Here is a 23,482-nt window from a genome sequence, read left to right on the forward strand (position 1 = left end):
TCTGATTCTGATTCTGATTCGCCTGGTGATGTAATTATCTTTACTGGAAGTTGGATTCAAGCAATTGGTTCGGTAATCTCGATATTGGGTACTCTTCCAGAAGAAAGCAAACGGGGTGTTCCGTCTCCTTAACACCCCGTAAGTTCTTCTCTACCTACTTAAAAGAAGCAATTTTATCCCCAACCCAGCAAAAATAGTTCCCTTAAAGTAATTAATAATGTTAGATACCAAAGCATTTCCACTCAATTTGTCTCTTAAACGTGAAGAGAATAATGAAACAATAAAAAAGACAATAAAGGTTTCTATGATGAAGATGATCCCTAAGAAAAAGATTTGAAACGATTCATCTCCCGTACCTACATGTACAAACTGTGGTAAAAAGGTTAAAAAGAAAATAGGCATTTTTGGATTAGCAATATTCGTTATAAAACCTTTTCTAAAAAAGCCCTTTGACTGAGCACTATCAGGTTCTAATTGAGTAGATTCACTTTTTTCACGAAAAGATTGAATAGCTAAGAATAGTAAATAAACGGCTCCGCCATATTTAATTACCTCAAAAACAAAGGGTGATTTTTGAACGATAATCGACAAGCCAAACGCAGCAAGTAAGGTATGAATAAATGTTCCCGTTAAGGAACCTAAAATTGTACGGACTCCTGCTTTTATACCTGATGAAATACTTTGTGTAAGAACAAAGATCATATCGGGACCAGGTATTAGAATGATAGATAATGACATGCAAATATAGAAAAACATCGTACTACTCCTTCGATTTTCTTTTTTACATATTAAAACATAGAAAAAGAAAATCTCTCAAGAGACTCTACTAATGTATTAGCAGTCTACCAAACTAAAGAATGACTAGTTTTTATGACTTTGTTGATTTAAGGGAAAAGATTTTTGGTAATGAGAATTTAAATAAGAAAAAAGGTGATGAAGATTAAAAGTTGATAAAGAGCGGAGAGAAATGATCTTCATAGGGCTGATGAAGATCAAAAGTCGATAAAGAATGGAGAGGAGTGATCTTCATAGGGCTAATGAAGATCAAAAGTTGATAAAGAGCGGAGAGAAATGATCTTCATAAGAATAATGAAGATCAAAAGTTGAAAAAAGTCAGTTTGAAACGACCTTCATAAGGTAAGTGAAGACCGAAAGTCAGTAAAAGGCGTTCCTGAAACGGCTGCATAGGGGTGGATGTAAACCAAATCTTAATAATGGTTTAACTTTGTCTATGTACTTCACGTGCGAGAGATTCTAAAATATACACGACGGGCACTTGAGTGGTAATATTGGCTTTTTCATAAATTTCTTCCGTCACGTAATATGCAATGTTTACATCAGATATTTTGGCTATCGTTGAACGTGTATTATTTGTAATGCTAATAATGGTACTTTTTTCTTGCTTCAGTTGGTTCAAGTGTTCTATCGTAAAAAAGTTTTCACCCGACACCGATAATGCGATCGTCACGCTTTTATCGTGGTGTTTGGAGTGAAGCTGTAAGAAAGGATCCTTTATATAAAGTGAGAATTTCCCCAAACTAGAGAAATATCTGGCTCCGTATTCAGCAACAATACCTGAGCTGCCGCTCCCGATAAAAATAACATGATCGGCTTCTGCAATCAGTTTTGCAGCCTCTTTAATTTTAACTTCTAAATCTCCATTTAATGTTCGCTCGAAAAACTCAACTACTGAATGGTCTGAATATTTTAGTGTTGTTTTTTTCTCTTCGCCTAGATGCATTTTAAGCTTAACTTTAAACTCTGAAAAACCTTCGCAATTAAGTTTACGGCAAAAACGTAATATGGTCGCTGTGGAAACATGTGTTTCATCGGCTAATTCACGTATTCTCATATAGGCAACTTTCTCACCATTTTGGCAAACATAATTATATATAGATGTTTCTAATTCATTGAATGATTTAATGACCTCGTTTGTAAACATAAAAGGGAACCTCTCCTTAGAAATCGCTGCTCTTTAATCATACTTTTACTAATGTAACATAGTGTTACAACTTTGTAACGTATAACAACCTCTGTTATTAAAAACTAGATACTCCACAAATATTTACTATCACACGAATTAAAATTACTATATTCCTATAGACTAACTAATAACATTTTAGAGAACAGGCTAGGAGGAACAATCATGAAAAACAATCAATTCCCAGAAGGGTTTTTATGGGGTGGAGCTACGGCTGCAAACCAATTAGAAGGTGCATATAACGAAGGTGGTAAAGGATTATCGATCTTTGACATGGTTCAATTTGTTCCAAAAGAAGAACGTGGAAATGAAATCGAGATGGACGTGAAAAGCAAAAAGGAACTAGAAGATCTTTTAGCAGGTAAAGGCGGAGATAACTTCCCAAAACGTCGTGGAATCGACTTCTACCATCGTTACAAAGAAGATATTGCTTTGTTTGCAGAAATGGGCTTTAAAACATTCCGTATGTCCATCTCTTGGCCTCGTATATTTCCAAACGGTGATGATAGAGAGCCAAATGAAGAAGGACTAGCTTTCTATGACAAAGTATTTGATGAGTTATTAAAGTATGGAATTGAGCCACTTGTGACTTTATCACATTACGAAATTCCACTCAGCTTAGTACAAAATTACAATGGTTGGGCAGATCGTCGTGTAGTTGAGTTCTTTGTTCATTATGCAGAAACAGTGTTCAATCGTTATAAAGGAAAAGTAAAATACTGGTTAACTTTTAATGAAATCAATATTTCTACACTTTCTCCGTATATCGGAAGCGGAATTTTAATTGACGAAGTGGAGCATAAGGAACAAACGGTATATCAAGCTCTTCATCATCAATTTGTTGCTAGCGCAAGAGCAGTTAAAGCATGTCATGAAATTATTCCTGATGCTATGATTGGATGTATGTTAGCTCGTATGGAAGTATATCCTGAAACATGTAGTCCAGATGATGTATTAGAAGCACAAAAAGAAGATCAAATGAACTTATTCTTCACTGATGTTCAAGTTCGTGGATATTATCCAAGCTATATGTTGAGCTATTTTGAAGAAAATGATATTAAAATTAACATGCTTCCTGGAGACGAAGAAATTTTATTACAACATACAGTAGACTTCCTATCATTCAGCTACTATATGTCTATGGTTGCTAGTGGGGCACCAGGTAAGAAAAAGGAAAAAGGAAACTTCTTTAGCGGAGTAAAAAATCCTTACTTAGAGTCATCGGATTGGGGATGGCAGATCGATCCAAAGGGCTTGCGTATTACATTAAAGAAAATGTACGATCGCTACCAGGTACCTTTATTTATTGTTGAGAATGGTCTTGGCGCTTACGATAAAGTAGAAGAAGATGGTTCTATCAACGATGATTACCGTATTGATTATATGCGTGCTCATATTGAGCAAATGAAAGAAGCAATCAAAGAGGGCGTAGATCTAATTGGTTACACAAGCTGGGGCTGCATTGATTTAATCAGTGCCGGTACGTCAGAAATGTCTAAACGTTATGGATTCATCTACGTAGACCAAGACGATTACGGCAATGGAACATTAGCAAGAAGCAAGAAGAAATCGTTCGATTGGTATAAAAATGTTATTGCTTCCAATGGGGAAGAACTATAAATAGAAGCTAGTATTATCAGGAAGACATCTCATTTACTGGGATGTCTTTTTTGGTGATGTAGTTTCGCGTGTGCTCGGAACTTTTTTACCTATAAAAGGAATTAAATGGTATTATATTAATAAAAAGTAGGAGTGGTTATGACGATTCTTTTAGGGCAGAAAAATATTCTAATGGCTATTTTGTTTTTGATGGGGATTTGTGTAATCTCCTATAAAATGTGGTTTGGGTCGATTTCGATACTAATTGTATTTTTATTTCTTTATATAAAACTCAGAAACTCTCGGTTTGTATGCTCGCTTTTTATCTATTTCCTTGTTAGTTTAATAATTTATCAGATAATGAATATCGTGATAGGACAATATAATTTTCCAAGAGAGACGAAGATTCTTTTAAACAGATGTTTGCTTTTGATTATTGTAGCGGGATTATACATTTCTCATCGAGTAAGTGATAAGAAAATCTTTTTTTATCATCAAATGCCCCGCTGGAGTACCGTGATTGAATTACCTTTTCACTCCATAAAGTTGTCCAATTTAATGATCATTGTGATTGTTTCTTCCGGAGCAGCTTTTCTACCATTTGTTTTACAACAAGAACTTTTTATAACCAACTCATTTATCGTATTTTGTGTCTTATTTTCACTCATTAACGCTACACTTGAGGAACTGATCTGGCGGGGGATGTTATTATCAAGCTTAGTTAAATTTGTTTCGGTATCTTACGCACTTGCTGTCACAAGTATTGGCTTTGGATTGTTGCATCTTATTATAGGCATTCCATTTATTCTTTGTCTCTTTTTTTCTGTAGGAGGGCTTTTCTATGGAGTGATGGTCTTAAAAACAAATAGCATTTACCCATCTATTATTTTTCATATCGTGATTAATATAGGTATGGTGCTTAGTGGCTTTATTCTATAATTAGAACTCAAGCAAAGAAATAATTGGACCAGAAATTTATCACATGTCCTATACAAGTATTTAGTGCAACGATTCCACTAGTACCTGCTCTAAATTTGAAATATTACCGGCTTAAGAGGATAATTACATAGAAGAATTTATAACGGAGTGACAATATGACAACAATTGCAGATATTGCTCGTATCGCTGGTGTGGCGAAGAGTACCGTTTCGCGTTACTTGAACGGTGGGTCGATTGGAGATGCGACAAAACTGAAAATAGAGAGAGTGATAAACGAGACGGGGTATGTTCCGAATACGTTTGCTCAAAGTTTAAAAGCAAAGAAGACGAGTATTATTGGAACCGTTGTTCCGCGGTTAGATTCTTTTGCTTCTGCAAGAACACTTATTGGGATTGATGAACAACTCAGAGAAGCTGGATGCCAAATGGTCATCTCGAATACAAGTCAAGATGAAGAAAGAGAAATAGAGAGTCTTTACAGTTTTGCAAGACAAAAGGTAGCAGGAATTATTTTGTTGGCGACTAAAATAACCGATAAGCATCTAGAAGCTTTTGAAAAAATTGATATACCGGTCCTTCTCGTAGGCCAACAGCATCAAGAAGTTTATAGTATTATCCATCAAGATTACGAAGCAGCAAAAGCAATAGGGAAACATGTTTTAGAGAAAGGTCATAGAAAAATAGCTTATTTAGGTGTAACACCAAAAGATATTTCTGTAGGTGTACAACGGAGAGATGGCTTCAAAGATGCAGTTTCAGGTATTGAAGGGTGCGAGGTTAAATATTATGAAACAGGGTTTGGGATGGGTGAGGCTCTCGAGCAAGCGACATGTATTATTGAAGATTTTCAACCATCGATCATCGTCTGTGCGACAGATAATATTGCCCTAGGTGCTTGTAAAGCAGCCTTTATAAAGGGATTAGATATTCCAAAGGATTTATCTGTTACGGGGTTTGGTGGATATGAGGTAACAGAGTACATTCATCCAAGCCTCACGACTGTCAAATACGAATTTAAAAATGCGGGGAAAATAGCTGCACAAAAAATGCTTAAATTGATTGAAGGGGAACAAATAGAAAAAATCACATACACAAATTTTGAATTAATTTCTCGTGGAAGCGTTGACAGTTTCATAAAACATGAATTATAATCAACTTATCGGAACCGGTTCCAAAAATAAACACCTAGGAACCGGTGAAATAATATTAAAAAAAGGAACCGGTTCCACCACTTAAATTTTTTTTAATCAAATTTGGAATCGGTTCCACAATAGAATAAGGAGGAAATACCAATGAATTATTCATTAATTGCTGAGGAAATTCTTAAAGCTATTGGCGGCAAGGAAAATGTTTCAGCTGCTGCACATTGTGCAACAAGACTTCGACTAGTATTAGAGGATGAAAGCTTAGTAGATACAAATGTTCTTGAAGAAATGGATGTAGTAAAGGGAACGTTCTCAACTGGAGGTCAGTATCAGATTATCCTTGGTTCCGGAACGGTAAATGAAGTATATAAAGAGTTTACTAGATTAACAAATATAGAAGAAATGTCTACGAGCGACGTAAAGGATGCTGGATCAAAGAAAATGAATCCGCTTCAACGTTTTGTAAAGATGCTTTCGGATATCTTTGTACCTATTATCCCAGCGATTGTAGCTGGTGGTTTATTGATGGGGATTAACAATCTATTAACGGCTCAAGATTTATTTATCGCTGGAAAATCGCTTGTTGAAGCAAAGCCTGAACTTGCTGATTTAGCTGCACTTATTAATACGTTTGCGAATGCTGCATTTGTTTTCTTACCAATTTTAATTGGATTTTCAGCCACAAAACGTTTTGGCGGCAATCAGTATTTAGGGGCAGCTCTTGGAATGCTGATGGTTCACCCAGACTTATTGAATGGGTATGGTTATGGAGATGCTTTGTTAAATGGAACGATTCCGGTTTGGAACATTCTTGGCTTAGAAATCGAAAAGGTCGGATATCAGGGTAGTGTTCTACCAGTTCTTGCAGCATCGTTTATTTTAGCAAAAATTGAAAACGGTTTACGCAAAGTGATTCCATCTGCATTAGATAACTTATTAACGCCATTATTAACTATATTTGTTACAGGTCTTTTAACATTCACAGCAGTTGGCCCTATAACTCGTTCGGCAGGGAACTTACTAACTGACGGCTTAATTTGGTTGTATGACACGACTGGTTTTATCGGGGGAGCAATCTTTGGACTTCTTTATGCGCCAATTGTTATCACAGGTATGCACCACAGCTTTATTGCAGTAGAAACGCAACTGCTAGCAGATATGGCTAAAACAGGCGGTTCTTTTATCTTCGTTATTGCTGCCATGTCAAATATTGCACAAGGTGCATCAACACTGGCGGTCCTTTTAATTACGAAAAATGCCAAGACAAAAGGTGTTGCTTCAGCAGCAGGTATCTCAGCGTTACTCGGTATTACGGAGCCTGCTATGTTCGGAGTGAATTTAAAGCTGCGTTTTCCATTTATCGGTGCCATTATCGGATCAGCTGTAGGAGCAGCGTTTGTGACGCTATTTAAAGTAAAAGCTGTTGCTCTTGGTGCGGCGGGACTTCCTGGGATTATCTCTATTAAGCCGGGATCCATTATCTCTTATATAATCGGTATGGCAATTGCCTTTTCAGTAGCCTTTGCTGTGACCTATGTATTAGGGAAGCGTGAGGAAAAGAAAGAAAAAGAGAAAAACGGGCTTAAAGCAGCTTAAGACTGAAAAATGAGGAGGGAGAATCGCGATTTTGATTCCCCTCTGTTTGCATAAGGAGAAGACTAACATGGAATGGACAAAAGAACGAAGATATCGAACGTTGGAAGAAGCAAGCCAGGAAGAAGTACTTGAATTGGAACAAAGAGTGAATAATTCAGTCTGGCGACAAACTTTTCATATACAACCGAATACAGGATTATTAAACGACCCAAACGGTTTTTCCTACTTTAACGGTGAATATCATTTATTTTATCAATGGTTCCCTTTAGGACCGGTTCACGGGTTGAAATATTGGTATCATGTGAAATCAAAGGACTTGGTGAACTGGGAAGATGCAGGAATTGGGATCAAGCCAGGTGACTATTTTGATAGTCATGGTGCTTACTCAGGGAGTGCCATCGAACATGAGGGGAAGTTATATTTACTTTATACAGGAAACACACGTGATAATGATTGGGGAAGGAATCCATATCAATGTTTAGCCGTGATGAATCATGATGGAGAAATAACAAAGCTCCCTCCGGTTCTCTCTGAGGTACCAGAAGGATATACCGATCATTTTCGTGATCCGAAAATATGGAAAAAAGACAATCAGTTTTTTATGGTGATTGGAGCTCAAAGAACAAATGAAACTGGGTGTATAGTCCTTTATCAATCAAATGATTTATTGAGTTGGTCCTTTAAAGGTGAAATGAAAACAGAGCTTCCTCAATTCGGTTATATGTGGGAATGTCCCGATTATTTTGAACTGGGTGATCAGGGAATTCTAGTTTTTTCACCACAAGGAATTGCTCCAAATGGTGATTTATATCAAAATATTTACCAATCTGGATACTTGATAGGAAATCAACTTGATGTGGAGAATGGTTTATTTTCCCACGGAGAGTTTCAAGAACTGGATCGTGGCTTTGATTTCTACGCACCACAAACGATGGAGGATCATAAGGGGAGACGTATCTTAGTTGGATGGGTTGGTCTTCCGGAAATCGACTATCCTACGGATTCACATGGTTGGGCTCATTGTCTATCCTTACCAAGAGAGCTAACCGAAAAAAATGGGAAACTACTTCAAAATCCAGTAAAAGAATTACAAGGGTTAAGAAAAAATGAAAAAAGTATAGAGGATAATCTTCACGATGAAGGTAAATCCTACGCTGGGTTCACCGGCACGACTTATGAGCTAATTACTGAATTTCAAAACCAAGATGCAAAAACCTTTGGGATTGAATTTCGAACAGGAAAAAATGAAAAAACAATCATTACTTATGATACGATAGAAAAGAAGCTAGTCCTCGATCGGACACATTCTGGAACATCCTTTGCCACGTCTTATGGGACAGTGAGAAAATGTACGATGGACAGCAAGAAAGTTAAGCTTCAGATTTTTGTTGATGTGTCCTCAGTTGAGATTTTTGTTAATGATGGAGAAGAAGTTTTTACCAGTAGAATCTTTCCTAGCCGAGAGAGTGAAGGAATCCGCTTTTTTGCTACAGGAGGGAAGGTTTCTTTTCAGGCAAAGAAATGGGAATTACAAACAAATCAGTAGAAAGAGGTAGGGAAATGGGGAAGTTATTTTCTATCGGAGAAGTATTAATTGATTTTATCCCTTTGGAAAAAGGAAAAGCATTAAAGGATGTTATTTCTTTTGAACGTGCACCAGGAGGAGCTCCAGCTAACGTAGCGGCAGCGGTTGCCAAATATGGTGGATCCTCTTCTATGATTACTAAGCTTGGAGTAGATGCGTTCGGTGATTTTTTAGTAGAAAAGTTGGAAGAAGCCGGCGTAGAGACAGATAAGGTCAGCAGGACGACAGAGGCCAATACAGGTCTTGCCTTTGTTTCTCTTCGACTAGACGGAGAGAGAGATTTTTCTTTTTACCGTAATCCATCAGCTGATTTACTGTTAGATGAAGCAGAAATTGATGAAGAGTGGTTTAATAAGGGAGACATTCTCCACTTTTGTTCGGTTGACTTAGTTGAAAGCCCAATGAAGCAGGCGCATACGAAAGCGATTCGAGCGATGAAAGCAAAAGGCGGCCTTGTTAGTTTTGATCCCAATGTAAGACTACCCCTCTGGAAGGATGCAGAAGAATGCAAAAATACCATTCTGGCATTTATTCCAGAGGCTCATATCGTCAAAATTTCGGATGAAGAGCTCGAATTTATTACTGGGTTAGCTGACGAAGAAACAGCCATTTCTTCTCTATTTCAAGGAGAGGTAAAAGCAATCATTTATACCAAAGGAGCCAGTGGTGCAGAACTTTATGTAAATGGTAAAAAGTACGAATCTCATGGTTTTAAGGCAAATGTACAAGATACAACAGGTGCTGGAGATGCTTTTATTGGTGGCTTCTTATACAAGCTTTTAGAAAATAACGCCAGTATTGAAGAATTAGAACAACTACTAGAGACAAAAGCGGAGGAATTTCTTACATTCGCGAATGCAAGTGGGGCATTAACTACAGAAGGAAAGGGAGCGATTTCTGCTCTTCCTACAGTAGAGGATATTAATAAATTGATCAATAAATAGCGAAAAGGAACTTGCTGTGTGAAAATAGCAAGTTCCTTTTCGTAATTGTGATTGAAATATCAATTTATCGAGTAATCACGATCGGTCCATTCTTAGTAAGAATGATGGTATGTTCACATTGAGCAACAAAGCTTTTTTCTGTGACGTATGTCCAGTCATCACCTTCGTTTTGGAACACTTCCTCTTCTTGTGTGGAGATGAATGGTTCAAAAGCGATGACCATACCATCTTTTAACAGTTCATCATCCCAGGTTTCATTGTAATTATAAATATGATCAGGGGCTTCATGAATTCTCCGTCCGATGCCATGACCAGTTAGATTTTTAATAACCGTTAATCCATTCTTTCTGGCTACAGCCATTACAGCTTTTCCGAGTCCACTCTTCTTTGAGCCAGGTTTTGCTTTCTTCAATCCCATTTCGAATGCTTCTTTTGCTGTTTCGCAAATCTTCGTAAGAATAGGGTCTCCCTCACCAACAACAAAGGAAATACCTGTATCGGCGAAATAGCCATTTTTAGAGCCGGACACATCAATGTTAACAATATCTCCTTCTTGTATCACACGCTTTCCAGGAATTCCATGTGCCACTTCTTCATTCACACTTATGCAAGTGTAGCCAGGAAAATTATATTCACCCTTAGGTGCAGAAATTGCTCCGTTCTCTTCAAAAAGAATACCAGCCATATCATCAAGCTCTTGTGTAGTAATCCCTGGAACCGTCTTTTGCACCAATTCCTCACGGATCAAGGAAACGATTCTCCCGATTTCCTTCAATCCCTTAATATCTTCTTCTGTTTTTGCAATCATAATAAATCCCCTTCAATAAAATTAAATAAAAGTTCGATTGTTCTAGAATACCCTTTTCTCGCGGGAAAATCCACTTTTACTAATCAAGAAAGAATGGTGAAAAAAGTTCTCTAAAATTACATAAAGTTAGCACCAGATACTATTAGTTAGTTATAATGAATGTATATCTATTAATGAGGTGAAGGAATGAACGACTCGAGAGCACAAATCACTGCCGTAGGTTCGTATGTACCAGAGAAAATACTAACAAATGAAGATTTAGAGCGGATGGTTGACACAAACAATGAATGGATCATCAAACGCACTGGTATAAAGGAAAGAAGAATAGCAAGCCAACAAGAGTTTACAAGTGATATTTGTGTAAAAGCGGTAGAGAATTTAATCGAAAAAAATAACAAGACTGTTCATGATGTAGATATGATTATTGTATGTACCATGACACCAGATTTCAAAACTCCAAGTGTTGCTGCATTAGTCCAAGCTAAGCTCGGAATTCCTCATACCGGAGCGATTGATCTGAATGCGGCATGCGCAGGGTTTACCTATGGTTTACACGTTGCCAATGGTTTAGTTACTGCTGGTTTGAATAAAAAGGTTTTGGTTATTGGTGCAGAAACGATGTCAAAAATAACTGATTTTACTGATAGAACGACTTGCGTATTATTTGGTGATGGTGGGGGAGCAGTTCTTGTGGAATATAATGAAGATAGTCCAAGTTTCCTCTCCTCACATTTAGGTTCACAAGGGGAACTTGGGAAGAACTTATACTGTACAGATTTATCTGAGAGTATAAACGGAGAAAGCCTAACGGCAACAGGAAACATTACACAAAATGGGCGAGAAGTATATAAATGGGCTGTTAATACGGTTCCAAAAGGGATGTTGTCCGTACTAGAAAAGACAGACATAAGCTTACAAGAAATTGATTGGTTTGTACCACACAGTGCGAATCTTAGAATCATTGAGTCCATTTGTGAAAGAAGCCAATTTCCGATAGAAAAAACACTAAAAAGCTTAGTGGAATACGGGAATACCTCTGCAGCAACAATCCCTCTTGCATTGGATAAAGGGGTAACGGAGGGGAAAATAAAACGTGGAGATAAAATTTTATTATACGGCTTCGGTGGAGGACTAACTCACGCCGGGGTGTTATTGGAGTGGACGATTTAACAGGTTTTAGGAAGGACGTTAATCTTGAGGTTAACGTCCTTTGTTCTATTGTAAAATGTACATATACAAATGAGAAAATTGTTTCAAATAGTGAAAAATGTTACCCTCCTTTAGCGGGTTATGTTATTATTTTACATATAAGGGAGAGAACAGGAGGAAGGGGAATGTTTGTAAATACTTATCTAATTGGATTGTTGACAGGACTAGGAACTTACGCTCTTACATTTTTATTTTCGAAGAATATAGAAAATATGAAAAGGGTACTAATCTTAATAATAGTTGGTTTTTTGACATTGTTGGGAAGTATCTTCCTGATTGGAGGATTTGAAGGTATGCCGTATGGGGTACTAGGCGTGGGGATATTATCTACATCTTTTTTGTTTTCATTTTTCGGCAAAAGCTCATTATGGAAAAAATCTGTTTACACCTGTGTACTGTTATTTGTTGTCTTATATTTTGGATTTACATTTATAAATAAAGTAGACTACTGGGTCATTAAAAAATCAAGCTATTCTTCTGGGGATGCAATCAGTTTATATGAAGAAAGAGTTCAGAACGATTTATCAATTACGGGCTATAAAGTTTTTACCATTTTAGAAGGAAATAAAGGGATTGTGTTGTCTCTTGGTGGTAAAATGAAAGGTAACGATATAGAGGTTTTGGATGTAGAGGAACAAGGTCATACCACGTTAATTAAGATAAGATCCTACTATAACCAATCTGAAGAGAAGAACCCTGTTATCGGTATTGGTCTTAACCGAGTACAATCTGAGATTGTCATTATGGATACGAATGGAACACTGTATGAGGAAGTTTCCGAGTAAATCTTGATTTACGCACTCTTTAAGATTGATGAAAAAGGGGGTATACATGAAAAAGATCGTATTGATACTAACATTATCAGGTTTACTATCCGGCTGTAGCTCGAGTCTATCTAATTCTCAAGTCGAAAAAAAAGATGTGAAGCAAGAGATCCAATCTTTTATTAGTGATCTCGAGGATGAAAATGGAGTAAATGTTTACTTCGATTCCGAAAAGGGAGTTTATGTGTATTTGAATAGTGCCAATGTAAAACAGGGTGAGGCTGCGGTCTATATTACTGATTTCGATGTCGAAGAAAATGGAGATACACTACAGATTATTTATAACACAGAAACTACCACTGATTATACCAATCATGATCTAGACCATGAGTTATTGTATAAAGTAAATATTAATAAAAAATATGAGTATTTGAAAGCTTATAGTGATGGAAAAGAAGTAGCGTTTAATATGATCTCAGGCAATGAATGAGATATTTATTCCTATGTAATTTACATGAATGCTTTATTTTTATTGAGGGAAGATATGTTGTAGGATTTCCAATCCTATTTAAGCACATGCTTAATAAAATTAAAATATAGCATGGAGGGATCATCATGGGAAAAAAACATCGTGCACAAGCGAATCGTCCGAAAAAAAATAACCATATTCCTGCTGAAGCTATCGTTGCTGAACACGAAGCACATGCAAAAGAAAATTCTGCAAAAGGCAGAAAAAATACGTAGGGAGGCAATTGCCTCCCTATTTTAATTAATCATCTACTTCTGAAGTAAGAATAACCAGTTCATCATGATCTTTACTTGAAAGGTTATCTGAGTAGACAAGATTTGTATGAAATCGATAGGTAATATTGTTTGTGGTTGGTTGGAATTTATCAGTTATCACAAAAGTGAAAGGGAATTCGAGCGTTTCCTTTTCACTTAGTTGCTTCGACATTAAAATGGTTGTTACTTCTTCAACCGTATCGAAGCTTCCATCTTCGTATTCTTTAACTAAACTACATTCAAGCCTCTTAATTTTTTGAGTTTTACGGCCTCCATGGAGATAAAAACAACCAGTTATCGTCTCGCCGATTTGAGCAAATGGCTGATTAATTTTAAGGTCAACAGTAGGTGAACCGGCTTTTAGTAGCGTAGTAAATATATTAAACAATTGATACCCTCCATTTTATGGATAAACTAATTATTTGAGTGTTTATATTTTCAGTATTAGATTGTAAAGCTATGAATCTAGGTGGCGAATATGTTTCTAAGGTCAATATTGAAAGTACATAGAGTTTTAATGTAATAAATAGTGTTAACAAATAAAGATACGCCTGTGTGAATCACTGTCCAACTAAACTATCTTCTCCTCTTTTATAAAGTAAATAATAGGTGATAGTGATGCGTTTAGATGGTCATTCTCCTCCTTATAAATAAATAAAAAGCCTCTACCATAAATGATAAAGGCTGGGTTTCATATATTTCCTTTACCGAATGGCAAAGGTCTCGCAAACAACAAATACGTTGCCAGTTAAGCCGGTGATTGAAATCACGTAATGTCGACATAACTGTTAGCTACTCCCCTTTGGAGTATATAACTTATTGTACAGTCGTAACTCGAAGGACTGTATAAAATATAATAATATATCAACTTAATTCACGTCAATAGGATTTATTTAGTCTTCGTCTCCTCCAAAGATATCTCCAAGATCAAAATCCTCAACTTCCTCCATTTCATCGTCAAAGCCCATGGCCTCTACTGCACTTCCCATCATTTCGCTTAAAAGAAGACCTCCAAGTACTCCCATAGCTAAACCTCCGATCATCCCTCCCATTGGATTATACGAACGTGGACTATATCCACCAGGGGTTGAAAAGGAAAATGGTTGAGTATAAGAATGAGGACGTTCACTTGCTTTCAGTCAAGTACTGTTTAAGACTATTTGTGAGTTTTTGTTCATCAAGTAAGATTGCCTCTTCCAAGAAGAACTCACGTTTGGCTTCAATCTCATGGAAGCCATTACGGCAATCTACTTCCATCCATACATACCGTCCATATACTCCAGGTGATGAAGTTAATGGAGATATAAGTATTCAAGGGGTTTGGACGTGGGATCAATATTTTTTGTATGGTTGCAGTTATTGTGTGACGATTATGGCGTATGAAACGATTTTAGAAGGAAGGCATTTAATTCAACATCCTGCCGAATCCCAGGGAGGGCTATGGATCAATGTATTTGTATTAATCCTAAATCTTCTTATTGATGGGGCAATTTTAGTCAATGCAATGAAAGAAATAAATGTAGAGGCAAGAGCGAACTCTAAAGGATTTGAAATTGTCACCGGTTCCTTTAAAAATGTCGGAAGAGCCGCTCCACCTACACGTTTTAGTGTTTTATGAAAGCTGTGGCAGATGATATCAAATTACGAGTGAAGGATACTCTTGTTAAAAAAAAAGACCATCTCCTGATTCAGATGGTCTACTGCTGTAGTAATTGTCTTAAAAAGTCAGCATGTCTTCGATTTGTATCAATGACTTCTTCAACGATTTGTCTGCTTTCAGGATCTAAATCTCCTCTTACAAGTTCTTCTGAATAGTGTACACCGTAATCATCTACACCTTTTAAGGCATCCTCAAGGATATCTTTAGGATCCTCTGAGAGCATCATCCGATGTAAATAACCTTGCATGGCTCCTGTTATCCCTTCGCTATCAGCTGGTACACCACTTAAATTTTGAATCCGTTCGGCAAGTATTTGGGCATTGTGCTTTGTTTCCTGTTGCATTGACTGAAAATGTCTTCTTAGTTCCTCATCAGCGACTTTTTCAATATAGTGCTCCATCGAGCGGATCCCCATGTAAGTACCCTTTAGAAGGGCATTTAGTTCTGCAATAACTGTCTCATTTTTCATAAAAGCACATCCTTTCATTCTATTTTTAGGAGTTCCTTTTGAAATATTCGTTTTTTTACTAAAAAAGGATAACTTATCCTCTTTAATGAATTTGTGTGCTTTTATAGAATATATTTTAGTAAGGAAGCGGGGCAACTAGTTCCACTTCTTAATGCGCTCAATATTGTCCAAATAATGGGAGACAATGTCTATAAACGAATAGCGAGAATCCCCAATTAGGTATTCAATTGAGTTTTCATCTCCGATGTCATTGTTTCTTGTGTGACTGAATCGTGGCTTCACATGGTTATTTTGAATTAATGCTTTTGCAAGCTCAATGGCTAATTTTTTATTTTCGTTCACTCAAACCACCTCCAAGATAATAAATACCTATTAACGGGTTGTCCATTATATGACAGGTCATAATATTTTATTAACTTGAATGATTGTGATACCCTAACTAAATAGATTTCAAGATAGATAGGGGGCTGAATATGGAAAAAGAATGTGAAATTATTGATGAGCTCCTGTCCCATATAACTATTTCTTCGAATCCAAATAATCAACCCGTTTCGATTCAGGGGAATGTAAAAGAATTGAAGTGTATTGGTGTTGGTACGGATGCAGCTGTTTTTCAATATATTCATGCGCCAGCCTATGCATATAAACTGTTTGCTGATGATAAATTAGAAAAAATTCAGATGGAAGCAAAGGTGTATGAAAAACTGGGATCTTCTCCTTATTTTTCGACCTGCTATGAAGCAAGAGACCGGTATCTAGTCGTAAGTTATGAGTCAGGCATCACACTTTATGATTGTCTTCAGCGAGGGATTCATATTCCATTACAGGTGATTCAAGAGGTGGATAAAGCGAGAGCTTACGCAAGAAAGAAGGGTTTAAATCCTCGTGATATTCACTTGAAAAATATTCTATTACAAGATGACAAAGTGAAAATCATCGATGTATCTGAATATTTATTACCTGGAGATGACGGTCGGTGGGAGCATTTAAAAAGAGGATACGAGGAGTATTATCGTTTAATAGATGGAAAATCCATTCCGGCATGGCTGTTAGAAACGGTTAGAAAAAGCTATAACAATAGACAAACAACAAGCATTGAAGATTTTTTTAAGGATGTATGGAAGTTGAAGTGGTTTTAGGAGGAAGTGAGAGCTTTCTCTTTTTTTATGAAGAGTTTAAAAGGATTTTTTGTGAAATACGAGTAAAATACGAACAATAAATGTTTACGGATAATAAAAGTTCGTATATAATACATTTTGTTGTGATTTTTCATTCGTATATTCTTAGAAATATGGTCTAAGAGTCTCTACTAGGAACCGTTAATTCCTAACTACGAATGGGTAGGAGAAGTCTACCCATTTATAGTTAGGAATTTTTAATTTTTAGGAGGATTTATGGAACGCTTTTTTCAGTTAAAGGAATTAGGAACAAATGTAAAAACAGAGATTCTTGCAGGAATCACTACCTTTTTAACGATGGTGTATATCATCTTTGTAAACCCTGCGATTCTTTCAGCGGCAGGAGTACCTTTTAATCAAGTGTTTGTGGCGACGATTGCCTCAGCCGTTATCGGTACGTTGATCATGGCTCTTTTTGCAAAGTATCCTATCGCCATTGCTCCAGGGATGGGGATGAATGCTTATTTTACAAGTGTAGTAGCTGTACATGGAATTAGTTATCAAGTTGTTTTTGGAGCTGTGTTTTTAGCAGGTGTGTTATTTCTATTATTATCCTTTACGAAGTTGCGAGAAACATTAATACATTCCATTCCAGCTTCTTTAAAATATGGGATTACATCAGGAATTGGTCTTTTCATAGCCTTTATTGGATTAAAAATGGCGGGAATTGTCGTTGCAAATCCAGATAATTTAGTAGCTTTTGGGGATCTTCATCAACCGGTAACGATTTTATCTATCGTCGGATTGTTCGTAACTCTTATTTTGATTGCTCGTAAAGTAAATGGTGCATTGTTTATTGGAATGCTTGTAACAGCTGTGATTGGTTACGTTACAGGAGATTTAAAATTTGATGGAGTGGTTGCAACTCCACCACCAATTGTCTTTTTTGATATTGATATCATGGGTGTTTTCACAAACGGATTGTATACGGTTGTTTTTGCCTTTTTACTCGTTACGATTTTTGATACAACTGGAACGATGATTGGGGTTGCAGAACAAGCTGGTTTGATGAAAAATGGAAATTTGCCAAAGGTAAAATCTGCACTTATGGCAGATGCGGTAGCGACAACAATAGGATCAACCTTAGGAACAAGTCCATCAAGCGCGTATATTGAGTCATCAACTGGGGTGGCTGCTGGTGGACGTTCCGGTTTAACTTCAATGGTAGTGGCCATTCTGTTTTTCTTGGCATTATTCTTTTCGCCAATCGTGTCTGCGATTTCATCACTACCTGCGATAACGGCTCCTACATTAATTATCGTTGGCTGTTATATGATGGAGGGGTTATCAAAAATCAATTGGAAGATCTTTGATGAAGCATTTCCTGCGTTTGCAATCATTCTCACGATGCCTTTAACAGCTAGTATTGCAACCGGAATCTCCATTGGATTCATCACTTATCCATTAATGAAATTGGTAAGTGGCAAAGGAAAAGAAGTTCATCCCATTTTATATGTTTTTGGAGCAATCTTTATTTTGCAAATGATTTTCTTTCCTTCCCATTAATCTTTTAAATGAGTTGCTTAGGCAACTCATTTTTGTGTTTCTAGTGAAAAAGGACGTTAAAATCGATGGTTTAACGTCCTTTTTCAAATCCTGGAAAAACAGTCTTTTTACACATCTGAAGAATCATCATAATCATATCGGAAACCATCTTTTTGTGCTAAGGTGTTCTGCTCGGTGTTCATTTCGTTTTTATTTTGTAATTCTTGTTTATCATTGGTTACAGAAGAGTTAGGTTGATTTTTATTTACATTCATCTAATTTTGCCTCCCTTACTCAATGTTTCTTCAAATATTGTTCCTGTATTTTTCTTTCTTATACAGTTAAGGAACCTAATGTTTAAACAAAAAATCTGTACATTAAAGGCGTTTCTTTAGGTTAAACTGTGAACAAACACTTGAGAGGATAGTGGGTATGCACGTTACTATTGCGATACTAACGATCTTGGCAGCGATGAAGTGGGGAAAAGGGAAAAACTGGCGCGAATATCATCCCAGTATGCTATTTATTTCCACAGGTGGTTTGCTGTATGAATATATCGTACAAGACAATACATTGTGGAAATTTCATCCTGATTTTCTCTATGGTCATGAAATGGTTGTCATCGTTTATGCAATAAGCACAATGCCTATTAGTATATTTTTATTTCTCTCCCACTTTCCTGAGAAATGGCTCCAACGTATCCTTTACATATTTGTTTGGTCCGGAATTTATATATTCGTTGAATGGATTTTACACATGTTTGACCGAATTTCGTATCAAAATGATTGGACCTTACTGTATTCATTTCTATTTGATCTTGTAATGTTTTCGGTGATTGCTTTACATCACAATAAACCACTTCCAGCATATATCATTTCTTTATGTATTATCATTTTCTTAATTGCACAGTTTGATATTCCGTTTAAATTTGCAAAATAGCCAAAGTTGTTTGGACATTCGTTCGATACATCTTTGGCTTTTATGTTACTCCAAGTTCTTGACTTATAAAATCATCTATTTTATAATATCTTTAAATCAAGATATTTAATTTCGAATTAATTTAAAGTTATATCTCAGTTTCGAGATATAATGAATAAAATAGATGATCCTTATTTAGGTAATAAATATTAATAATAATCTAACCAATAGGAGTGGTTAATAATGGTCAAAAAAAGTATGGGAATACATCATATTACAGCGATTGTCGGACACCCTCAAGAAAATGTGGATTTTTACTCAGGTGTGTTAGGGCTTCGATTAGTCAAACAAACGGTGAACTTTGACGACCCGGGAACATATCACCTCTATTTTGGAAATGAAGGTGGAAAACCAGGAACCATTATTACCTTTTTTCCGTGGGCTGGTGCTCGTCAGGGGGTAATTGGTGATGGTCAAGTAGGTGTTACTTCCTATGTAGTTCCTAAAGGAGCTATTCAATTTTGGGAAGGAAGATTAGAGAAGTTTAACATCCCGTTTACAAAGCTCGAACGTTTTGGTGAAAATTATCTAGAGTTTGATGATCCTCATGGTTTACATCTTGAGATAGTTGAAAGAGAAGCAGGAGAACCGAATAGATGGGAATTTGGAGGGATTACATTAGAGTATGCGATTAAGGGATTTGGGGGAGCAACTCTATTATCGACTCAACCGAACAAAACAGCAGACCTGTTAGAAAAAGTAATGGGGCTTGAAAAGGTAGGTGAGGAAGGAGATATTGTTCGTTTCCAGTCTACAGCAGACATCGGAAACATTATTGATTTAAAACGAACACCAATCGGGCGTGGACAAATGGGTGTTGGTACGGTTCATCATATCGCGTGGAGAGCAGAAGATGATGCCGATCAATTGGACTGGAAAAAGCACGTGGAAGCAAATGGGTATGGCGTAACTCCTGTTCAAGATCGAAATTACTTTAACGCAATCTACTTTAGAGAGCAGGGAGAAATCTTATTTGAAATTGCAACAGATCCTCCAGGGTTTGCTCATGATGAGTCTGTAGAAACGATGGGAGAAAAGCTCATGTTGCCAAGCCAATATGAGACTCATCGTCATCAAATAGAACAAGTTCTGCTTCCGTTTGAAGTAAGAGAGCTAGATTAAGACGAGGGGGTTGATTACATGCTTTCCATTAATCCGTCAGCATTGTCCGAGAGAGAAAATTACAAGCTGTTAATCGGTAGTATTATCCCAAGACCGATTGCATTTGTTACCTCATTATCGGTAGAGGGAGTACTAAACGGTGCTCCTTTCAGCTACTTTAACATTGTATCCTCCAATCCTCCTTTGATTTCCTTATCTGTACAGAGATCAGGTGGGAACCAAAAGGATACAGCAAGAAACATTCTTCATTCGAAGGAATTTGTTATCCATGTGGTTGATGAAGAAAATGTTCAGAAAATAAACGAAACTGCAGCAACTCTTCCGCCGGATGAAAGTGAAATTGATCTAGTTCAATTCACTCCAGTGAACAGTGTGAAAGTTGCTGTACCAGGAATAAATGAGGCGAAAATCCGGTTCGAGTGTACGTTAGAGCAGTCACTGGAGTTAGGTGGAGGAGATACACCTGGGTGTGATTTGATCATTGGAAAAATCGTTCAGTTTCACATCGACCCAGCCATTTATCACGAAGGGAAGATTGATCCAAGAGCCCTGGGAGCGGTAAGTCGGCTAGCCGGAATCAATTATGCCAAAATCGGTGACATCTTTTCGATCGAAAGACCAAAATAACAAAGCGGGTGGGGAAAACATGTTAAAAACTGTAGGCATCCATCACATAACAGCCATGGTAAATGACGCTCAGCGTAATATAGATTTCTACGCAGGAGTTTTAGGGTTAAGGCTTGTGAAAAAAACGATAAATTTTGATCGTCCTGAAGTGTATCATCTCTATTTTGGAAATGACTCTGGACAACCTGGAACGGTAATTACTTTTTTTCCTTGGGCCCATCAACTAAAAGGGAGAATTGGAACCGGACAGGTTGGTGTCACAAGTTATATTGTTCCAGAGAACTCCTTCTCCTTTTGGGAGGACCGTTTACAATCGTATGGAGTTCGTTTTGTAAAAACGAAACGATTTAGAGATACTTATTTGAGCTTTCAAGATCCCGATGGATTGGAGATTGAATTGGTACAGCGACCAAACGGTCCCCGAAATGAGTGGAATGTGAACGGTATTGGTGCAGAGGTGGCGATAAAAGGATTTGGAGGCGCCATTCTTTTGTCTGCGAAACCTCATAAAACGGCGGATGTATTAGAAAATGTTCTCGGACTAACATGCATTGGACAGGAAGAAAACTATTTACGGTTTCAGTCAGAAGGAGAGCTAGGAAATACAATCGATATTAAATTATCTCCGTCCGTTCGAGGCTTAATGGGTGCTGGAACCGTTCACCATCTTGCTTGGAGAGCTAGAGATGAAAAGGAACATCAGAAATGGCGAGAACTATTAGTGGAAAAGGATTATTATCCAACTGACATTCTTGATAGAAATTACTTTCAAGCGCTATACTTTCATGAAGAAGGTGGGATTCTTTTTGAAATAGCCACTGACCCGCCAGGCTTTACTGTTGATGAACCCCAAATAGAACTTGGTAAGAAATTAATGTTACCGTCTTGGTTAGAGTCAAAAAGAGAAGAATTAGAAAATACGTTACCACCAGTTGAGGTTCGAGTGTTGAAAGGAGAAAAATGATGAAACATATTTATCAAAAGGGGAAAGACCCACAAAAACCAACTTTGTTATTGCTTCACGGTACAGGGGGAAATGAATTAGATTTACTACCTATAGCTGGTATGATTGACGATTCTGCGGGTGTGTTAAGTGTGAGAGGAAATATTCTAGAGAACGGCATGCCCCGATTCTTTAGACGTTTAGCTGAAGGGGTTTTTGATATTGAAGATTTAATTTTTCGGACAAAAGAGTTAAATGATTTTCTAGATGAAGCGGCTGAAAAATACGATTTTGACCGTAACAATATCGTAGCAATTGGATATTCAAATGGTGCGAACATTGCGGCCAGTCTGTTATTCCATTATGAAAATGCCTTGAAGGCTGCCGTGTTACACCATCCAATGGTCCCTCTGAGAGGAATCGAGCTTCCTAATTTGGAAGGAACATCGGTGTTTATCGGTGCAGGGACCAATGATCCTATTTGCTCGCCTGAAGAATCAACAGAGCTTCAAAAGCTATTAGAAGGTGCGAATGCAAAAGTCGAGCTTCATTGGGAGAACCGAGGGCACCAACTTACAGCAGATGAAGTAGAAGCAGCAGCTGAATGGTATCGAAAATTGTAAAAATACGACGGTCATTTTAAGGGTATATTAACGTATCGAACTTTGAGGAGTGAAGATATGTTTGTGAATGGCACCATTATCGACGGGGTCTTTGATACTACTGTTAATGAATTTACTTTACAAAGAGTGAAAAACTTTGATACACAATCGGTTCTTAATGAAACACAAATTAATAATATTTATCAATACCTACACTTACATCGGGATAATGAGGACGGACAAATCATTACCCTTTATGATCAATTGCCGATACGTCTTTCAAAAGAGGAAAGTAGCCAATTAATTGGTGATATAGAGAAAGTGATGTCTATGTATCACTAATGGATACCCTAAAGTAGGTAAGCTATGAAAAATTTTAAACAAAGACCGCATACATTTCTTCGGAAAAGTCGCGGTCTTTACATGTTTTATAGAAATTTCTTTATATCTAAAATCGTTTGCATATGTAAGCCTTCATGAAAGATCGTACGAATGAGTACGTGTTCAATCGTATGCATTCCCATTTCAGTTGGTGGAAATTCTTCCTCTAATCTTTCTCCATACATTTCTTTGATCTTTACAGGTTGTTCTCTTAGTAATTCCTTTAACTCTTGGAAAGAAGGAGTGTCCTTTTCAAAACTGTCTGGACTTGATCCATATCCAAACCATGATTGAAATTGCTCTGGCACGCCTGCTTTTTCTTTCGTAACCGCTTGGATCCATAGATACTGGTCTAGATAGATATGTCCAAGATTCCAACGAATATTATTCTTAAATCCTGCAGGTATGATATCCGCTTGTTCTTCCGATACATCCTTTAAAACTCCCAAAACCTCACTTCGATAGCTTACCAATTGAGTAAACAAAACCTCATGACGTGGATTCATTAACATCCCCCCTTATTTTGAATAGGTAATTATTCGATAAAATAGGCAATTATCCTGCCAACAGAAGAAAAATAATGGTAGGGATATGCTATAATTGTAATATATTTCATATTAATAGATTAGCAACATAATAAACATAGAAACACTTTTGTTTTTTGAAGGAATAGAATGTATGCGC

Annotated in this window: 28 protein-coding genes, 1 pseudogene and 1 riboswitch; of the genes and pseudogenes, 19 read left to right on the top strand and 10 right to left on the bottom strand. The window is 37.0% G+C overall.

Annotated features, from left to right (window positions below):
- Positions 1 to 150: 150 nt before the first annotated feature.
- Positions 151 to 756, bottom strand: coding sequence for a LysE family translocator (locus ACGLXV_RS00130; RefSeq protein WP_119707911.1), 606 nt, complete (start codon positions 754 to 756; stop codon positions 151 to 153).
- Positions 757 to 1,219: 463 nt separating this feature from the next.
- Positions 1,220 to 1,942, bottom strand: coding sequence for a MurR/RpiR family transcriptional regulator (locus ACGLXV_RS00135; protein WP_119707912.1), 723 nt, complete (start codon positions 1,940 to 1,942; stop codon positions 1,220 to 1,222).
- Positions 1,943 to 2,146: 204 nt separating this feature from the next.
- Here ACGLXV_RS00135 and ACGLXV_RS00140 point away from each other — a divergent pair, with 204 nt between their 5' ends.
- From ACGLXV_RS00140 to ACGLXV_RS00165, 6 genes are all read left to right on the top strand, one after another.
- Complete coding sequence (locus ACGLXV_RS00140; RefSeq protein WP_119707913.1) at positions 2,147 to 3,601, top strand: glycoside hydrolase family 1 protein; 1,455 nt, start codon at positions 2,147 to 2,149, stop codon at positions 3,599 to 3,601.
- Positions 3,602 to 4,009: 408 nt separating this feature from the next.
- Positions 4,010 to 4,519 (top strand): CPBP family intramembrane glutamic endopeptidase, encoded by a 510-nt coding sequence (locus ACGLXV_RS00145; protein ID WP_391556985.1) that lies wholly within the window; start codon positions 4,010 to 4,012, stop codon positions 4,517 to 4,519.
- 155 nt (positions 4,520 to 4,674) lie between these two features.
- Positions 4,675 to 5,670 carry a LacI family DNA-binding transcriptional regulator gene (locus tag ACGLXV_RS00150; RefSeq protein ID WP_391556986.1) on the top strand — a complete coding sequence of 332 codons (996 nt, stop codon included), beginning with the start codon at positions 4,675 to 4,677 and terminating at the stop codon, positions 5,668 to 5,670.
- Positions 5,671 to 5,811: 141 nt separating this feature from the next.
- Positions 5,812 to 7,260 (top strand): sucrose-specific PTS transporter subunit IIBC, encoded by a 1,449-nt coding sequence (locus ACGLXV_RS00155; protein ID WP_391556987.1) that lies wholly within the window; start codon positions 5,812 to 5,814, stop codon positions 7,258 to 7,260.
- A gap of 67 nt (positions 7,261 to 7,327) precedes the next feature.
- Positions 7,328 to 8,806, top strand: a complete 1,479-nt coding sequence (locus ACGLXV_RS00160; protein WP_391556988.1) for a glycoside hydrolase family 32 protein — start codon at positions 7,328 to 7,330, stop codon at positions 8,804 to 8,806.
- A 14-nt stretch (positions 8,807 to 8,820) separates the two neighbouring features.
- Positions 8,821 to 9,789 carry a carbohydrate kinase family protein gene (locus tag ACGLXV_RS00165; RefSeq protein ID WP_391556989.1) on the top strand — a complete coding sequence of 323 codons (969 nt, stop codon included), beginning with the start codon at positions 8,821 to 8,823 and terminating at the stop codon, positions 9,787 to 9,789.
- Between the two features lie 64 nt (positions 9,790 to 9,853).
- Here ACGLXV_RS00165 and map read toward each other — a convergent pair whose 3' ends face one another.
- Positions 9,854 to 10,597, bottom strand: a complete 744-nt coding sequence (map, locus tag ACGLXV_RS00170; protein ID WP_391556990.1) for a type I methionyl aminopeptidase — start codon at positions 10,595 to 10,597, stop codon at positions 9,854 to 9,856.
- Positions 10,598 to 10,783: 186 nt separating this feature from the next.
- Here map and ACGLXV_RS00175 point away from each other — a divergent pair, with 186 nt between their 5' ends.
- From ACGLXV_RS00175 to ACGLXV_RS00190, 4 genes are all read left to right on the top strand, one after another.
- Complete coding sequence (locus tag ACGLXV_RS00175; RefSeq protein WP_391556991.1) at positions 10,784 to 11,767, top strand: ketoacyl-ACP synthase III; 984 nt, start codon at positions 10,784 to 10,786, stop codon at positions 11,765 to 11,767.
- A 164-nt stretch (positions 11,768 to 11,931) separates the two neighbouring features.
- Entirely contained in the window at positions 11,932 to 12,591 is a 660-nt protein-coding gene (locus ACGLXV_RS00180) for a YesK family protein (protein ID WP_391556992.1), read from the top strand.
- 46 nt (positions 12,592 to 12,637) lie between these two features.
- Entirely contained in the window at positions 12,638 to 13,060 is a 423-nt protein-coding gene (locus ACGLXV_RS00185) for a hypothetical protein (RefSeq protein ID WP_391556993.1), read from the top strand.
- A gap of 125 nt (positions 13,061 to 13,185) precedes the next feature.
- A complete protein-coding gene (locus ACGLXV_RS00190) occupies positions 13,186 to 13,314 on the top strand; it encodes a hypothetical protein (protein WP_276131208.1) in 129 nt (42 codons plus the stop codon).
- 25 nt (positions 13,315 to 13,339) lie between these two features.
- On the opposite strand, the gene ACGLXV_RS00195 is transcribed toward ACGLXV_RS00190, so the two are convergent.
- The 3 genes from ACGLXV_RS00195 to ACGLXV_RS00205 all read right to left on the bottom strand — a co-directional run bounded on the left by ACGLXV_RS00195 (position 13,340) and on the right by ACGLXV_RS00205 (position 14,610).
- Positions 13,340 to 13,741 (bottom strand): sporulation protein, encoded by a 402-nt coding sequence (locus tag ACGLXV_RS00195; protein ID WP_391556994.1) that lies wholly within the window; start codon positions 13,739 to 13,741, stop codon positions 13,340 to 13,342.
- 505 nt (positions 13,742 to 14,246) lie between these two features.
- Entirely contained in the window at positions 14,247 to 14,378 is a 132-nt protein-coding gene (locus ACGLXV_RS00200; RefSeq protein WP_391556995.1) for a hypothetical protein, read from the bottom strand.
- Positions 14,379 to 14,478: 100 nt separating this feature from the next.
- Positions 14,479 to 14,610 carry a hypothetical protein gene (locus ACGLXV_RS00205; RefSeq protein WP_391556996.1) on the bottom strand — a complete coding sequence of 44 codons (132 nt, stop codon included), beginning with the start codon at positions 14,608 to 14,610 and terminating at the stop codon, positions 14,479 to 14,481.
- A 59-nt stretch (positions 14,611 to 14,669) separates the two neighbouring features.
- Between ACGLXV_RS00205 and ACGLXV_RS00210 the strand changes: the two are divergent.
- A pseudogene (locus ACGLXV_RS00210) lies at positions 14,670 to 14,972 on the top strand (cation diffusion facilitator family transporter); the annotation flags it as partial.
- Positions 14,973 to 15,050: 78 nt separating this feature from the next.
- Here ACGLXV_RS00210 and ACGLXV_RS00215 read toward each other — a convergent pair.
- On the bottom strand, positions 15,051 to 15,482 hold the full coding sequence (locus tag ACGLXV_RS00215; protein WP_391556997.1) for a DUF2383 domain-containing protein: 432 nt from the start codon (positions 15,480 to 15,482) through the stop codon (positions 15,051 to 15,053).
- Between the two features lie 135 nt (positions 15,483 to 15,617).
- A complete protein-coding gene (locus ACGLXV_RS00220; protein WP_119707922.1) occupies positions 15,618 to 15,824 on the bottom strand; it encodes a hypothetical protein in 207 nt (68 codons plus the stop codon).
- Positions 15,825 to 15,955: 131 nt separating this feature from the next.
- Between ACGLXV_RS00220 and ACGLXV_RS00225 the strand changes: the two genes are divergently transcribed.
- Entirely contained in the window at positions 15,956 to 16,621 is a 666-nt protein-coding gene (locus tag ACGLXV_RS00225; RefSeq protein WP_391556998.1) for a serine/threonine protein kinase, read from the top strand.
- Positions 16,622 to 16,735: 114 nt separating this feature from the next.
- Positions 16,736 to 16,835, top strand: a riboswitch (purine riboswitch).
- Between the two features lie 41 nt (positions 16,836 to 16,876).
- Positions 16,877 to 18,166, top strand: a complete 1,290-nt coding sequence (locus tag ACGLXV_RS00230; protein ID WP_391556999.1) for an NCS2 family permease — start codon at positions 16,877 to 16,879, stop codon at positions 18,164 to 18,166.
- Between the two features lie 107 nt (positions 18,167 to 18,273).
- Here ACGLXV_RS00230 and ACGLXV_RS00235 read toward each other — a convergent pair whose 3' ends face one another.
- Positions 18,274 to 18,420 carry a hypothetical protein gene (locus tag ACGLXV_RS00235; protein ID WP_391557000.1) on the bottom strand — a complete coding sequence of 49 codons (147 nt, stop codon included), beginning with the start codon at positions 18,418 to 18,420 and terminating at the stop codon, positions 18,274 to 18,276.
- 157 nt (positions 18,421 to 18,577) lie between these two features.
- On the opposite strand from ACGLXV_RS00235, the gene ACGLXV_RS00240 reads away from it, so the two are divergent.
- The 6 genes from ACGLXV_RS00240 (at position 18,578) to ACGLXV_RS00265 (ending at position 22,759) form a co-directional block, all read left to right on the top strand.
- Entirely contained in the window at positions 18,578 to 19,084 is a 507-nt protein-coding gene (locus ACGLXV_RS00240; protein WP_391557001.1) for a CBO0543 family protein, read from the top strand.
- 222 nt (positions 19,085 to 19,306) lie between these two features.
- Positions 19,307 to 20,245: a ring-cleaving dioxygenase gene (locus ACGLXV_RS00245; protein WP_391557002.1), complete on the top strand. Its 939-nt coding sequence runs from the start codon at positions 19,307 to 19,309 to the stop codon at positions 20,243 to 20,245.
- Between the two features lie 18 nt (positions 20,246 to 20,263).
- Positions 20,264 to 20,872 carry a flavin reductase family protein gene (locus tag ACGLXV_RS00250; protein ID WP_391557003.1) on the top strand — a complete coding sequence of 203 codons (609 nt, stop codon included), beginning with the start codon at positions 20,264 to 20,266 and terminating at the stop codon, positions 20,870 to 20,872.
- A gap of 19 nt (positions 20,873 to 20,891) precedes the next feature.
- The gene (locus tag ACGLXV_RS00255; protein ID WP_391557004.1) at positions 20,892 to 21,836 is read left to right on the top strand and encodes a ring-cleaving dioxygenase; all 945 of its coding nucleotides are present in this window, start codon (positions 20,892 to 20,894) and stop codon (positions 21,834 to 21,836) included.
- Entirely contained in the window at positions 21,833 to 22,438 is a 606-nt protein-coding gene (locus ACGLXV_RS00260; RefSeq protein WP_205536695.1) for an alpha/beta hydrolase, read from the top strand. The genes ACGLXV_RS00255 and ACGLXV_RS00260 overlap by 4 nt, the downstream gene beginning before the upstream one ends.
- 57 nt (positions 22,439 to 22,495) lie before the next feature.
- Entirely contained in the window at positions 22,496 to 22,759 is a 264-nt protein-coding gene (locus ACGLXV_RS00265) for a hypothetical protein (protein WP_391557005.1), read from the top strand.
- 86 nt (positions 22,760 to 22,845) lie between these two features.
- Here the strand turns inward: ACGLXV_RS00265 and ACGLXV_RS00270 are convergent, their stop codons facing one another.
- A complete protein-coding gene (locus tag ACGLXV_RS00270; protein ID WP_391557006.1) occupies positions 22,846 to 23,304 on the bottom strand; it encodes a DinB family protein in 459 nt (152 codons plus the stop codon).
- Between the last annotated feature and the right edge of the window lie 178 nt (positions 23,305 to 23,482).

Source organism: Robertmurraya sp. (genome assembly GCF_036676585.1).
Lineage (GTDB): Bacteria > Bacillota > Bacilli > Bacillales > Cytobacillaceae > Robertmurraya_A.